Annotated in this window: 16 protein-coding genes and 1 pseudogene; 10 read left to right on the top strand and 7 right to left on the bottom strand. The window is 39.9% G+C overall.

What is annotated here, in order from left to right; translation table 11 throughout:
• Positions 1-91: 91 nt before the first annotated feature.
• From AB1488_10880 to AB1488_10835, 10 genes and pseudogenes are all read left to right on the top strand, one after another.
• A complete protein-coding gene (locus tag AB1488_10880; protein MEW6410592.1) occupies positions 92-1,072 on the top strand; it encodes an RluA family pseudouridine synthase in 981 nt (326 codons plus the stop codon).
• A gap of 79 nt (positions 1,073-1,151) precedes the next feature.
• Entirely contained in the window at positions 1,152-2,126 is a 975-nt protein-coding gene (locus tag AB1488_10875; GenBank protein ID MEW6410591.1) for an NAD-dependent epimerase/dehydratase family protein, read from the top strand.
• Positions 2,127-2,150: 24 nt separating this feature from the next.
• Positions 2,151-3,329 (top strand): aminotransferase class I/II-fold pyridoxal phosphate-dependent enzyme, encoded by a 1,179-nt coding sequence (locus AB1488_10870; GenBank protein ID MEW6410590.1) that lies wholly within the window; start codon positions 2,151-2,153, stop codon positions 3,327-3,329.
• A gap of 3 nt (positions 3,330-3,332) precedes the next feature.
• A complete protein-coding gene (locus tag AB1488_10865) occupies positions 3,333-4,436 on the top strand; it encodes an N-acetyltransferase (GenBank protein MEW6410589.1) in 1,104 nt (367 codons plus the stop codon).
• Complete coding sequence (locus AB1488_10860) at positions 4,420-5,151, top strand: septal ring lytic transglycosylase RlpA family protein (protein MEW6410588.1); 732 nt, start codon at positions 4,420-4,422, stop codon at positions 5,149-5,151. The genes AB1488_10865 and AB1488_10860 overlap by 17 nt, the downstream gene beginning before the upstream one ends.
• A 168-nt stretch (positions 5,152-5,319) precedes the next feature.
• Complete coding sequence (locus AB1488_10855) at positions 5,320-5,811, top strand: hypothetical protein (protein ID MEW6410587.1); 492 nt, start codon at positions 5,320-5,322, stop codon at positions 5,809-5,811.
• Positions 5,783-6,121, top strand: coding sequence for a hypothetical protein (locus tag AB1488_10850; protein ID MEW6410586.1), 339 nt, complete (start codon positions 5,783-5,785; stop codon positions 6,119-6,121). The genes AB1488_10855 and AB1488_10850 overlap by 29 nt, the downstream gene beginning before the upstream one ends.
• A gap of 53 nt (positions 6,122-6,174) precedes the next feature.
• Positions 6,175-6,390 (top strand): hypothetical protein, encoded by a 216-nt coding sequence (locus AB1488_10845; protein ID MEW6410585.1) that lies wholly within the window; start codon positions 6,175-6,177, stop codon positions 6,388-6,390.
• 2 nt (positions 6,391-6,392) lie between these two features.
• A pseudogene (locus AB1488_10840) lies at positions 6,393-6,611 on the top strand (ATP-binding protein).
• Between the two features lie 6 nt (positions 6,612-6,617).
• A complete protein-coding gene (locus AB1488_10835; GenBank protein ID MEW6410584.1) occupies positions 6,618-8,282 on the top strand; it encodes a tetratricopeptide repeat protein in 1,665 nt (554 codons plus the stop codon).
• Positions 8,283-8,303: 21 nt separating this feature from the next.
• Here the strand turns inward: AB1488_10835 and AB1488_10830 are convergent, their stop codons facing one another.
• From AB1488_10830 to AB1488_10800, 7 genes are all read right to left on the bottom strand, one after another.
• Positions 8,304-9,494 (bottom strand): DUF401 family protein, encoded by a 1,191-nt coding sequence (locus tag AB1488_10830; GenBank protein MEW6410583.1) that lies wholly within the window; start codon positions 9,492-9,494, stop codon positions 8,304-8,306.
• Positions 9,491-10,336, bottom strand: a complete 846-nt coding sequence (gene panC / locus AB1488_10825; GenBank protein ID MEW6410582.1) for a pantoate--beta-alanine ligase — start codon at positions 10,334-10,336, stop codon at positions 9,491-9,493. The genes AB1488_10830 and panC overlap by 4 nt, the downstream gene beginning before the upstream one ends.
• Positions 10,336-10,992 carry a deoxynucleoside kinase gene (locus tag AB1488_10820; GenBank protein MEW6410581.1) on the bottom strand — a complete coding sequence of 219 codons (657 nt, stop codon included), beginning with the start codon at positions 10,990-10,992 and terminating at the stop codon, positions 10,336-10,338. Before AB1488_10820 ends, panC begins: the two co-directional genes overlap by 1 nt.
• A complete protein-coding gene (gene folK / locus AB1488_10815; protein MEW6410580.1) occupies positions 10,968-11,492 on the bottom strand; it encodes a 2-amino-4-hydroxy-6-hydroxymethyldihydropteridine diphosphokinase in 525 nt (174 codons plus the stop codon). Before folK ends, AB1488_10820 begins: the two co-directional genes overlap by 25 nt.
• A complete protein-coding gene (locus tag AB1488_10810) occupies positions 11,489-12,652 on the bottom strand; it encodes an LL-diaminopimelate aminotransferase (GenBank protein ID MEW6410579.1) in 1,164 nt (387 codons plus the stop codon). Before AB1488_10810 ends, folK begins: the two co-directional genes overlap by 4 nt.
• Before the next feature lie 72 nt (positions 12,653-12,724).
• On the bottom strand, positions 12,725-13,129 hold the full coding sequence (locus tag AB1488_10805; protein ID MEW6410578.1) for a PIN domain-containing protein: 405 nt from the start codon (positions 13,127-13,129) through the stop codon (positions 12,725-12,727).
• Positions 13,119-13,325: a type II toxin-antitoxin system VapB family antitoxin gene (locus tag AB1488_10800; GenBank protein ID MEW6410577.1), complete on the bottom strand. Its 207-nt coding sequence runs from the start codon at positions 13,323-13,325 to the stop codon at positions 13,119-13,121. The genes AB1488_10805 and AB1488_10800 overlap by 11 nt, the downstream gene beginning before the upstream one ends.
• Positions 13,326-13,788 lie beyond the last annotated feature (463 nt).

Genomic DNA, 13,788 nt, shown 5'->3' with positions numbered 1-13,788 from the left:
CCTATCGGTATCCCGGATGAGTCGCCCCCTGAAAGACAGAGAAAACCGATAGAAGAGATAATTACGGTTATCGAATAAATGCGGATCAAAAATGGGACGGTTCTATTTTCTTGATAGTGACAGTAAAGATAAAATCGGACAGCGTATAGACCGTTACCTCGCTGGTGTAAAGGAACTTTCTCTTTCACGATCCTACATCCAGAAACTCATCAAAAACCAGAGGGTCTCTGTAAACAACCATCCTGTAAAACCCGATTACAGGATACAAGAAGGTGACAGTATTCATGTAGTAGTTCCAGAGCCAGAACCGCTATATGCTATTCCAGAAGACATCCCGATAGAGATACTTTTTGAGGATGATTGGGTTGTTGTGGTAAACAAGCCAGCAGGTATGGTTGTTCATCCCGCTCATGGTAATCCGAGAGGGACACTGGTGAATGCACTGCTGTTTCACTGTAAGAATCTATCAGGTATAGGAGGCGTACTGAGACCCGGTATTGTTCACCGACTGGATAAAGACACCTCAGGTATTTTAGTGGTTGCGAAGAACGATCTTGCGCATCAGGAACTTACAAGTCAATTTAAACATAGACTCACAAAGCGAAGTTATATTGCACTGGTGCAAGGTGTTATAAAAATAGATACAGGGGTTATAGATGTCCCAATAGGAAGAGCGATATCAAACCGTAAAAAGATCTCTGTCAAGACAAAGCGAGGAAAGAAAGCAGTGACTACCTTCATGGTGCTTGAGAGATTCTCTGGTGCCACTTTATTAGAACTAAGTCTATCCACGGGTAGAACGCATCAGATAAGGGTACACCTATCATACAGAGGGTTTCCAGTACTTGGTGATAAAACCTATGGTGGTAAACCCCGCACCACAGAGCTGGTGCGGGGTAAATTAACGAGAACCCTGAATCAAGTCCAGGGCAAGGATATTGATATACCCCGACAGATGCTCCATGCCGAATGCCTCGGATTTTGTCATCCTTATACAAAAGAATACTTGGAATTCACTTCCCCTCTCCCTGCCGATATGCAACAGGTGATTGAATTATTATCCTCTCATTGACTTTTATCCAAGAAATCTGGTAAAAATAGGCTACTTGAACCCCAAAAAATCTTTTGATTTTTGGGGCACCCCTACTTTTATGGCTAAGATACTCGTTACAGGGGCTACAGGGTTTATAGGCAGTCATCTTACCGAAAGGCTGGTGGAGGCTGACAATGATGTTACCTGCCTTATAAGAAAGACCAGCAACCTGAAATGGATTAAGGGTCTTAATGTCAAACTCATTTATGCCGACTGTTCTGATAAAGAGAGCCTTGAAGGTGTGTTGGGTAAATTTGACTACATATATCACACAGCAGGTATCACAAAGGCACTGAGCAGGGATGAATACCTCAGGGCAAATTATCACGCGACTCAAAACATAATAGATACAGTAGCACGAAAGAACAAGGGTATAAAAAAGTTTGTCTACATAAGCAGTCTTTCAGCATGTGGACCTGGGACAAACAGTAAACCCTTAACAGAGGATGAAGACCCTCATCCCATAACCGATTATGGAGAAAGTAAATTACTCGGTGAAAAGGCTGTAAAGTCATGGGAAGATAAACTACCTGTTGTTATTATAAGACCATCTGCGGTATATGGTCCAAGAGACAGAGATATTTATTTCTTTTTTAAATTGGCAAAATTGGGTATAATATTTATCTGGGGAGAGACATATCTTAGCCTCTGCTATGTAGCGGATCTTGTGGAGGCTATAATCCTTGCAGCTGAGAACAATAAAAGCAGTGGGATATATTTTGTCTCTGATGGGATGGCTTATTCTTCAATAGTGGTTGCCAATAAGATAGCAGAGGCAGTGGGCAAGAATCCCTTAAAGGTCAGGGTCTCAAAGGGCTTACTTTATAGAATTGCATCTATATATGAACAGTGGTATAGGATAAGCCAGAAGCCTGCCCTTATCAATAGGGGAAAGGTGCGTGAGATGATTCAGCCTTACTGGATATGTGATATATCAAGGGCAAGGGCTGAACTGAATTATACCCCCTCTGTAAGTCTTAAAGAAGGAATAAGGATGACTGCTGAATGGTATATAAAAAATGGTTGGTTGTAATTTATATTTCTGGAGGAATTAATCATGGATATTTTTGAAAAGTGTTATAAGTTTACTACAGCAAAAGAGGTGATGGCTGCCGGTGTCTATCCATACTTTAGAAGAATAGAGTCTGCACAGGATCCAGAGGTGATAGTCGGCGGGAAGAAGATGATTATGATCGGTTCAAATAATTACCTTGGTCTCACAAACCATCCGAAAGTCAAGGAGGCTGCCATAGAGGCAGTGAAGAAATATGGCACAGGATGCGCAGGCTCAAGATTCCTCAATGGCACACTGGACATACATGAACAATTAGAGGCAAAACTCGCCTCCTTTATGAAAAAGGAGTCTGCACTCGTTTTCTCTACTGGTTTTCAGACAAATCTCGGCGCAATATCTGCGCTTGTAGGAAAGGATGATACGGTTATCATAGACAAGATGGATCATGCCAGCATAATAGATGGGTGCCGTCTTTCTTTTGGAGAGGTCAAAAAATATCGCCATAATGATATGGCTGACCTTGAAAGAATTGTCTCACAGAATAATGGGAGGGGTAAACTCATTGTGGTTGATGGTGTCTTCAGCATGGAGGGAGATATAGCAAAACTGCCTGAAATAGTAAAGATCGCAAAAAGACATGGAGCAAGGATAATGGTAGATGATGCACATGGTATAGGTGTTCTCGGTGCGAATGGTAGAGGCACCGCTGAGCACTTTGGGCTTGAAGATGATGTTGATATCATTATGGGAACTTATAGTAAATCACTTGCATCAATAGGTGGATTTATTGCAGCAAAAGAGGAGATAATACACTACATAAAACATGTATCCCGTCCACTGATATTCAGTGCAAGCCCCCCACCGGCATCTGTTGCATCGGTGAGTGCAGCAGTGGATATAATAATCAATGAGCCCGAAAGAAGACAGAGACTATGGGAGAATACCCGCAGGATGAAAGAAGGCTTTAAATCACTTGGATTTGATACAGGACCCAGTGAAACGCCGATTATACCTATAATTGTAGGCGAAGACCGTAAGGCATTTATGATGGGGAAGATGCTTCATGATGAAGGGATATTTGCTAATGTTGCGGTTAGTCCTGCTGTCCCTAATGGCAAAGCACTTATAAGGACGAGTTTTATGGCTACACATACAGATGAGCATTTATCGAAGGTTCTCGATGCATTCAAGAAGGTGGGCAAGAGTTTAGGGGTTATCTAATCTTTGAGAATAATAAAGGTAAATGATGACAGAACACTCAAAAAATTTCTAAAACTTCCTTCCAATTTATACAGAGAAAATCCCTACTGGGTCCCACCACTTATTTCAGACCTTAAAAAAAACCTTTCACCCCAAAATCCATTCTTTAAACACGCAGAGGCAGTATTCTTCTTAGCTGAAGGTGCAAATGAAAAGACAGGAAGGATTGCTGCAATCGTTGACAGGAACTATATTGAATTCCACAGGGAAGATGTCGGTTTTTTTGGATTATTTGAATGTTCTAATAATGCCATAGTCGCCAGAGGACTTCTTGATTCAGCGAGGTCATGGTTAAGAGAAAAGGGATTAAAGGGCATGATTGGACCCATAAATCTCTCTACAAATGATGAGTGTGGCATACTAATAGATGGCTTTGATTTACCTCCCTGCCTGATGATGCCCTATAACCCTTCTTATTATACATCACTCCTTGAAGGTTATGGTCTGAGAAAGGCAAAGGACCTCCTCGCCTATACAGTAGATATTCCCGAGGAAATACCAGAAAAGATAAAACGGGTAGCAGAGAGGTTAATAAAATCTGACATCAGAGTAAGACCTATTAACATGAAAGAGTTTGATAGAGAGGTCATGTTGTTTAAAGAACTATATAATTCTGCATGGGAGTTAAACTGGGGTTTTGTTCCGATAACTGACGAAGAGATAGAGTGGACTGCAAAGAGGATGAAACCGCTCATTATTCCGAATTTAGCACTTTTTGCTGAGGTTGAAGGAAGACCTGTTGGGCTCATGTTGATACTCCCTGACTATAATCAGGTCTTAAAACACCTGAATGGCCATATCGGTATAACAGGGATATTCAAGTTTTTATTTTACTCGAGAAAGATTGATACGCTGAGACTTATGATTCTCGGGGTAAAGAAAGAATATCGAAACTATGGAATAGATGCATTGCTTTATCTCAAATCCTTGGAGGGTATGAAAAATAAGAGATATAAACGAGTTGAACTGTCGTGGGTTCTTGAAGATAACATTGCGGTGCATCGCATAGCACATCATTTTGGTGCGAAGGTATATAAGAGATATAGAATCTATGAGATGGATATCTAAACTCAAAACTCTAAACTCAAAAATCAAAAATCAAAAATCAAAAATCTTGCTTCTTGCATCTTGTACCTGTCTTCTATTTCTCGCTTCCTGCGCCACATACAGAGTCGCATCTTACCCTCCTCCCCGAATAGATATTGGAGTGCCGCACAGGGTCGAAGAAGGTATCGCTTCATGGTATGGTATGGATTTTCATGGCAGACCAACAGCAAGTGGTGATATATATGATATGTATAAACATACAGCAGCGCACAGGACAGTTCCTCTCGGCACATATGCGAGGGTTACAAACCTTGAGAACGGTAAGAATGTCAGGTTACTTATAAATGATAGAGGTCCATTTGTTGATGGAAGGATAATAGACCTTTCATTCGGGGCTGCGAAGGAACTCGGTATGGCAGATAAAGGTTTAGGGCGTGTGAGGATTGAATACCTTGAAAGGGATAAAAGATACATTAAGTATGTAAAGTTTGATGAGAGAGGATACGGTGATTTTACCATTCAGGTTGGTGCATTTACGAATATTGATAATGCGGTAAGGCTGAAGAAGGCTTTAGAATGGAATTATAAGGATGTAAGTCTCACAGATACAATTATAAATGGCACAAAGTATCACAGGGTAAGGATTGGTATCTTTAAATCAAAACAGGATGCCTCAGTACTGGCAAGCAAACTTGCAGATGAGGGATACAGTGTAACAGTGATGAGGAGTAAGTAAAATTTCAAACTCTGCCCTTTCCACTTCTTAATTACAATTTAGTTAATTCTTACAATAAGTTACTCCAATCTAAATGAAAATTTTTATAAATAACCCTTGACAAAATGACAACTATGTTGTATAACACTATTGTTGTATAACTAATTTGTTATATAAGGAGGCACGGCCATGGAGAATCCGAGTTTTGTCATTGGCAATATTGCCAAAGGAAAGGACCTCTGGAATAGGCATGAGGAAATAAAAAACATCTGGAAAGCTTTGGAAACAAGCTCGGTTCTCCTAACGGCTCCAAGAAGATTTGGGAAAACCAGCATAATGTATCATCTTTATGAGAATCCCATGAGGGACTTTAAATCCTTCTTTCTTGATACCGAAGGAATGGGTGAGCCTAAGGACTTTTTGAGTGCCTTGATAACAAAAATCCTTTCAGATTCCAAAATTCGTAGTAAAGTGTTTTCTATGGCTAAATGGATAAAGAATATAGTAGGGAAAATAGAAGAGATCGAAGTTGCAGATGTGCGTTTGAAAATAAAAAATGAGCGACGTCCTTTACTGGTTCAGGTCAGTAAGACAGATGCCGGAGTTGTCACAAGTACGCTGGGTAGTTGGTGGTTCCATAGGTATCGAACACATGTTAGAAAAAGTAAAAACAGGCACTAAAGTTATAAATGATTTCCAGATTATCAGAATTGGCCCATTTTCTGAAGAAGACGGCAGGGCTTATATAAGAGAACTTCTAAAAAACGAGGGCCAGATTAAACAACTACCATCATCAATAATTGATAAATTTCTGGAATTAATCGGCTCGTCTGTTCCATATTTCCTACAGATACTTGCAAAAGAGAGCCTTTATGAAATGGGAAGGCGTAAACAAAAACTCTCAGCAGTGATGTTATTGATAAAGCTTATCGAGAAGAGGTCCTCGGACCTGCCAGCAGAACCTATTTTGAACATTATTATACAAGGCTGAAAGATTATTATGAAAAAGACGCTGAACACGTTGCAAAAAGATTGATACTTGAAGTGGCGAGATGGGGAAAGGTCGGTAAGAGTGAATTGTTTAAAATATTTAGGCTGGAAAGCAAAGGTAATCTGCCTGATGAAACCTTCAGTTATCTGATGAACGACATTGAAAACGACTTTTATGTTTCCTATGATACAGAAACAAAATCTTATAGTTTTACAACTAATATCCTTAGAGACTGGTGGCTAAGATATTACGATTTAGTAGAGGAATAATCATGAAATTTTATAAATATACACCTGCATTGCTTGACCCTAAAACACTTGAGGATACTCTTATCGGGAGAAATACGGAACTCGATAATCTAAAGCGGATATTAAAGAATGCATCTTCAGGGCAAAGTTTTTCTCATGCAATACTTGTCGGTCCAAAAGGAATTGGTAAAACCCATATATTACAAATACTCTATCATGCTCTCAGGGGAGCCATTAAAACAAAGGGATTGAATGTTTATAAAGAGAAGTTTGTCCCTGTTATTTTCCCAGAAGAGGAATATTATGGGAATATAATAAAATTTATTATGTGGACACTGCGGCATCTTGCCAAATCAAAAACAGAAGGAATACTACCAATCCCAGAAGAATTAATCAGGCCCATTACCTTAGATGATAGACAAAAAGAACTTGCATTTTCTTATATTAAAACTTTTAAGGAGAAAACAGGGAAAATATTACTGCTTCTTGTTGATAACTTAAACGATATTATTGAACGATTTACTAATGAAGACCAGTCTTCCTTAAGAGAAGTATTGATGACCTATGATAGTATTTTACTAATCGGCTCAGCTCCAACCCTTTTCGATTCAATCATTAATCATGATAAACCTCTTTATAATTTTTTTGAGGTTATCTGGCTCAAGGATTTATCTTTTGAAGATTCTGTAGCACTGCTCAATCGATATGCAGAGATTGATGGGAATAATGCCCTTATAGAAGAGTTTAAGAAATCAGAACCCAAACTAAGGGCAATTCATGAATTATCAGGAGGGAATCCGAGGCTTATTTTAAGCTTGTATCATATGATTGTCGAAGGCGACATAACCTCAGTGGAAAATATCTTTCTTAAAATCCTCGATGAACTCTCTCCTTATTTCCGAGAAAGAATGAGAGATCTTTCTGAGCAACAAAAAGAGATCATTGATGTGATGGCAAGAGCTGAAAGCTTGCTTACACCAACTGAAATAGCTGTCCGCTGTTATATACCAGTCAATATCGTGATCTCTCAGATTAAACGACTTGAGAAGATAGGATATATCAAGATAGCAAAAAAATATGCAAAAAAGGTGTTTTATGACTTTAATGAGATACTTTTTAGCCTTTGGAGGCGAATGAGGATAGAAGCAGGGAGAAAGAGACTTGGGTTTATTGTAAGATTTTTACAGATATGGTTTACGAAAGAAGAATTACTTACACATTTAGATAATGTTTTAAAAGAGCTTCAAGAAAAAATAACTCTCGGGCATATTGAGATCGAACCTACTTGTGATCAATCATTGTATACTCTTGGGCTTATCTACACTAAACTTAAGAAATATAAAGAAGCAATAAATGCATTCAAAAAAATAATTGAGATATACCCAGAATCGGATATCGGTTGGGCTGGCTTAGGTGTTGCATATGTCCAAAGTCATCTTTTTGAAGATGCTATTGAGGCTTTCAAAAAAGCAGTCGAAATAGAGCCTACTGATAAACATTTATTTAATTTAGGGCATGCTTATGTACATCTTTTTATAGATGAAACGCTTAAAGGCAACACAGACGGAGCTCTTAAAATTTTTAGAGAAATACTATTTTGTCTAATTAAAATGCGAAAGAAAACCGAATTTATAGACCTATTCGCATGGGTATTGAAATCACTTGTTGAAGAAAAGAAAACTGAAATGATAAAGATAATTTTGGAAGAAATTGAGATAGCAAACCAACCAGAACTTATTGAATTTTTATCTCCCTTTTCAACACTTATAAAGTACCTTGAAACAAAAGACTCCGAAATCATTGACAGATTGCGTCATGAGGAACGGATTGTGGTAGAAGATATGTTAAGGATGGTGGAAGATAAAACTGAGGAAAAACCTGAAAAAGCAAAGCGAAGAAAAAGGCAAGTCTGATAGATAGATTTTTTTGAAGCATCATATCAACATCAGCACTGCAACTATAAGAATTAATACTGATGGCATTATCATTATTCGATATATCCTGCCAATATCAGCCTTAAAGTATTCTCTGGTAAGTATAAAGCATAGGTGCACAGGTGAAAGCAATACCCCAAGGTAGCCACAGCCGAATGCAAACGCCATCAACTTGAGTTCGAGGGGGTTACCAAGAAGATTTACGAGCATCGGGAATGTTATTCCTACAAAGCCTACGGTGAGTCCTGTGAGTAAACCTGTAAGAAAAGGCATCAGGAAAAGAAGTGCAACAACAGGTATGCCCTGCTCAGATAGATATATCGGTATTGAGACCGCCGCACCTGATGCCTTCAACATCTCTTTAAAGACCATTACACCTGTAACGAGCCAGATAATATTGATTGAAACACCCTTCCTTATAGCCTCCCACACATGGGAAATGCTATACCTGTGGAGAAGAAAAAGGGAGCCTATTACAATTATCAGGGCTACCGATAGTTGAAGATTGATCACCAGTACAAGCAGTATCACAGCAATGATTGGAAAAAGACTGAGCATCAGAGTCCTGTAATCCTTCTTATCAGTTGTGCTCCTCTTTTCGCTCTTGATTCCCCTCAGTCCCCAGACGATACCTCCTACAATAAAAGCTAATCCCAATGGAAGCTGGGTAAGCACCAGTCTGCCTACATGTACCCCCTCAATTGCAGAAGCAAGGACTATACCTGGGTAAAGAGGAAAGATATATTCCCATGGATGTCTGAACCAGTAGTTTATGAATGCCTTTCTTTCATTGCTGATTGAAAGGTGTCTCCCCGCTTCGTCCACCATCGGTGCTGAAAAGACAGCACCTCCTGCAGATGGAAGCAACCCTATAAGTGCCGGGACAGATGCCATAATAACTCTACTATCCTTTATAATTCCGTTCAGCGAATCCATCATCCTTTTCAGGGTCTCGGTCTTCCTGAGGATATTTTCAAGGACCATTATGGCTGTGAGAGCGACAATGAGTTCGAATGTGATTGGCTCTATCAGTCCTCTGTAGGCAGATTGAATAATCTCCCGTGGACTCATGAAGAATGTGACACCGAGTAGAGCAGATGCCACAAGCATAACAAGTCCAAGGTTCCACCTCAATCTGAGGGCGTATAGTATAAATACAAAAATAATGAGAAGTTTAAGGAGGTCTATCACGGCTCTACAAGGATATTGTCTATCAGCCTCGTGCTGCCGATCCTGACTGCGAGGGCTAAGACGGTCTTTTCTGTGATGCTCTTTATATCCTCAAGTGTCTCAGGATGAACGATATTGATATAGTCTATTGAGCATAGCGGTTCTGCTATGATTATTTGTTGTATTTTATCATAGATGACGGATGTGTCCCTTTCTCCTGCCTTTATGATTTCCTCTGCTGTTTTGAGGCTTCTGTAGAGCACGGTTGCTGCCTTTCTTTCCTGTGGATTAAGATAAGAATTCCTTGAACTCATGGCAAGACCATCTAACTCCCTGACTGTCGGACATACGATTATCTCTACACCCATGTTAAGGTCTCTTACCATCCTCCTTATAACAACCGTCTGCTGATAATCCTTCTGCCCGAAGAACGCCCTGTGGGGCTTTACAATATTAAATAACTTTGTTACTACCGTTGCTACCCCCTTAAAATGTCCAGGCCTTGAGCTGCCACAGAGCGTATCTGTTATTCTCTCAACATCTACATAAGTAAGGTAACCTGTAGGATACATCTCAGAGACTGGAGGCACAAAGACTATATCCCCTCCAGTAGATTCGACCTTCTCTATATCCCCTGTTAGATCTCTCGGATATTGCTCATAGTCCTCTGCAGGACCAAACTGTGTAGGATTTACAAAGATGCTTACTATGACCACATCAGATACCTTTTTTGCCTCCCTTATTAGGCTGAGATGTCCTTCATGAAGAAATCCCATTGTAGGTACAAAGCCTATAATCCTGCCTTTTTTGCGAAGACTCTCTGAGTGGTGTTGCATATCAGAAATCTTATCTATCAATTTTATCATTTCATCTCCTGCCTCAGTGACATCGGTCTGTAATAGAGAGTCCCTCCCCTCATCTTTCTTATATGTCGTGCAAGGTCACGGAGGTCTTCATTGTGCTTGATAAAATCTATCTCTGATGTGTTTATCACGAGGAGTGGTGTTTCTGAATAATTAAAGAAGAAGTTGTTATACATCTCGTTTAACTCCTCCACATATTCCCTCGTTATACCCTTTTCGTATTCCCTTCCTCTCTGTTTGACCCTCTCTATTATAACATCTGTTGATGCAGTGAGATATATAACAAGGTCTGGTTTTGTTATCTTTTCATCGAGCATGGAGTATATCTGTTCATAGAGTGCAATCTCGTTTTCATCGAGGTTTACATATGCAAAGACCCTGTCCTTAAGAAAGATATAGTCAGTTATGGTAACCCTGTTAAATAAATCCTGCTGAGATAGTTCCTGCTGTTGACGGTATCTTGAAAGCAGAAAGAATATCTGTGTCTGGAATGCGTATCTCTTTCTATCCGAATAAAAATAACTGAGAAAAGGGTTATCCTCCACCTGTTCAAGGATGAGCCTTGCATCAAATTCCCTTGCAAGAAGTTCTGCAAGGCTTGTCTTCCCCACACCGATAGGACCTTCAATGGCTATATATCTATGGATGAGTGACACAACCTTCTAACCTTTTTTTTATCGTTTAACTCATCGAGGAGTGTTCTTATATCTTTTTTGAGTAACGGATGTATTACCTCCGCTGCTATCTCTGATAGCGGGGCAAGGACAAATCTTCTTTCATGCATGTAGGGATGTGGGATGGTGAGCCTTTGCTTCGCGATCTTCGATTCTCTGTTTATTATCTCGCTACCGTAAAGTAAAATATCTATGTCTATAATCCGTGGACCCAACTTGAATGTCCCTGCCCTTCCGATGGTATTTTCTATATTGAGACATAAATCAAGGAGCATTTCAGCATTTAGAGTTGTTTCGACTTCCACCACACAGTTTATAAAATCGCCCTGCTTTGCATAACCAACAGGTTCTGTTTCGTAAAGGGATGAGACCTTATGGATGCTCACAAATGGGGTTTCCCTAAGCAGTCTTATCGCCTCAAGACAGTTTGCTACTCTGTCACCGAGATTAGAGCCAATGCTGAGGTATGCTGTTTTTGTCATAAAACCCCTTTAATCCTCTCCACAGCCTCAGTCAATCTCTCCTCCCCAACAGTCAACGCTATCCTTATATATCCCTCACCTGCATCTCCAAAACCATTTCCAGGTGTCGTCAGGACCCCTGCTTCCTTGAGCAATAAAGCTGTAAAATCTGAAGATGTAAAGCCCTCAGGAATTCCCATCCAGACATAGAATGTAGCCTTTGATAGAGTTGTTTTTAATCCAGCCTGGGTGAGCCCCGAGATTAAGACATCTCGTCTTCTCTGGTATGTATCTCTTATTTCTCTCAGGACACCCTCTTCTGTATTCAGCGCCTCTATCCCTGCCTCCTGAATTGCCTGGAATATACCTGAATCAAGGTTTGTTTTTATTCTACCAAGACCTGAGATTATCTTTTCATTTCCTACAGCAAAACCTATCCTCCAGCCTGTCATATTATATGTCTTGGAAAGGGAGTGAAACTCTATACCCACTTCCATTGCCCCTGGCACAGATAGAAAACTTATTGGTTTATAACCATCAAAATATATCTCAGAGTATGCGGCATCATGGCATACGATGATGTTATTTTTTAGAGCAAATTCAATGACCTCTTCAAAGAAAGGTCTCTCTGCAACTGCTGATGTTGGGTTATTGGGGTAGTTAATAAACATGAGCTTTGCCTTTTTTGCCATATTTGAGGGAATACTCTTGAGGTCAGGGAGAAAACCATTTTCCTTTCTGAGGGGCATGAAGTAGGGTTCTCCGCCAGCAAGTAGCGTCCCGATTGGATATACAGGATAACATGGTGAAGGGACAAGGACTATATCACCTAAATTAACAAAGGCGAGCGGTATGTGTCCTATCCCCTCTTTAGAGCCAATCAATGAAAGAACCTCATTTTCAGGGTCAGCTTCCACATTGAATCGTCTCTTATACCAGTCTGCAACAGCCTCCCTGAAACTCAGCATCCCTTCGTAAGATGGGTAGCGGTGGTTTGCAGGGTCTTCAACCGCCTTTTTCATCCGTTCTACTATATTTACTGGTGTCGGCATGTCGGGGTCTCCGATACTCAGGTCAATAAGGTCAACACCTTCTGCAATAGCCTCTTGTTTCATCTGGTCTATCGCTGCAAAAAGATATGGTGGGAGATTCCTGACCCTTTCAGCAAGCTCAATACTGATGTCCCCAAAAACTCTTTCGATTTTTTGGGGTTTCCCTTCTATTTTATGGTTCAAATCTATCTCCTCCTGTTTTTAAAGAAAATCTACGGTCTTAATACCAATCTCACGAGATATAATCTTCAGGTGATTATCATGATGAAGAATAGTTAATGCATTTTCTTTTGCTATAGAGGCTAAAATTATATCAACAGTCGGCACTGTTAACCCTTTTCTTTTTAAGAAAAACCCTATTTCATAGGCAATAGACCATGATCTGTCTGTTACCTTGTAAAGCGGTAGTATATCGAGACGAGACTTAAGTGTTTTGTATTCATTTTTATCTTTACATCCCTGCAAGAGTTCAAGTATCACAATATTGGTAGTAACTACTCTATCAGAGTCTATGGATTCTCTGAGATAATCTTTCAGTTTTTGATTACCTGAGTCTTTAAAACTCAGAATCCACGCTGAGGTATCCACAAGTAGCTTATCGCTCATGCCGCATCTTCCTGAGGTCATCAAGTGTAAGGCTAAAGTCTTTATAGTTACCTATCAGCCCTTTAAGTTCTTCTCTCTTTTTAAGCCTCAGATATTCGCTAAGGGCAACAGTAATCGCTCCTTTCTTTGTCTTTGACCTGGATATTTCCATAACCTTTTTCAAGATACCATCATCTATGTCAATTGTAGTCTTCATTATATATACTTTCTCCTCTTATTTTTATTTCTAATTTTCTCATTATTTTACATATTTGTCAAGACTAATTGTATATACATGGCTAAAGCTCTGCCTCACAGTATTCTTTGGCCTTTTGAAATTGCGGAGCCTGTTCCGAGCGAAGCAAGGAGTCTCATTTGAGATTGCCACGCACCCTTGGGGTGCTCGCAATGACACTTCGTGTCAGTTTGCTTCGGCTTTGCCTCGCAACCGCGTCGCTCCTCGCAATGATATGCGAAAGCATTTTTAATTGACAATTGTAAACATAACCGATTATATTTGACTCCGTCAAGTTTAAAAAGGATAAAAAATGGGACGGTTCTATTTTATTGACAGTAAACCACCCCACCCAAAGGGTGGAGCTTTGTTAAAGGGAATAACTTTCATCTAACCTATTCATCCCCGCCCAAAGGGTGGGGCTTTCTGGTGGGGTGGTAAAGAT

The organism is Nitrospirota bacterium, from assembly GCA_040756155.1.
Classification (GTDB): domain Bacteria; phylum Nitrospirota; class Thermodesulfovibrionia; order JACRGW01; family JBFLZU01; genus JBFLZU01.
Note: the sequence above shows the minus strand (reverse complement) of the source record. Positions and strands in the feature narration are given on the sequence as shown.

What these genes read in the sequence shown, in the direction of transcription:
- AB1488_10860 (MEW6410588.1), top strand. Translation starts at nt 4,420, where the DNA reads ATGAGATGGATATCTAAACTCAAAACTCTAAACTCAAAAATCAAAAAT.
- AB1488_10875 (MEW6410591.1), top strand. Translation starts at nt 1,152, where the DNA reads ATGGCTAAGATACTCGTTACAGGGGCTACAGGGTTTATAGGCAGTCAT.
- AB1488_10870 (MEW6410590.1), top strand. Translation starts at nt 2,151, where the DNA reads ATGGATATTTTTGAAAAGTGTTATAAGTTTACTACAGCAAAAGAGGTG.
- AB1488_10805 (MEW6410578.1), bottom strand. Translation starts at nt 13,129, where the DNA reads ATGAGCGATAAGCTACTTGTGGATACCTCAGCGTGGATTCTGAGTTTT.
- AB1488_10800 (MEW6410577.1), bottom strand. Translation starts at nt 13,325, where the DNA reads ATGAAGACTACAATTGACATAGATGATGGTATCTTGAAAAAGGTTATG.
- AB1488_10880 (MEW6410592.1), top strand. Translation starts at nt 92, where the DNA reads ATGGGACGGTTCTATTTTCTTGATAGTGACAGTAAAGATAAAATCGGA.
- AB1488_10850 (MEW6410586.1), top strand. Translation starts at nt 5,783, where the DNA reads ATGTTAGAAAAAGTAAAAACAGGCACTAAAGTTATAAATGATTTCCAG.
- folK (MEW6410580.1), bottom strand. Translation starts at nt 11,492, where the DNA reads ATGACAAAAACAGCATACCTCAGCATTGGCTCTAATCTCGGTGACAGA.
- AB1488_10855 (MEW6410587.1), top strand. Translation starts at nt 5,320, where the DNA reads ATGGAGAATCCGAGTTTTGTCATTGGCAATATTGCCAAAGGAAAGGAC.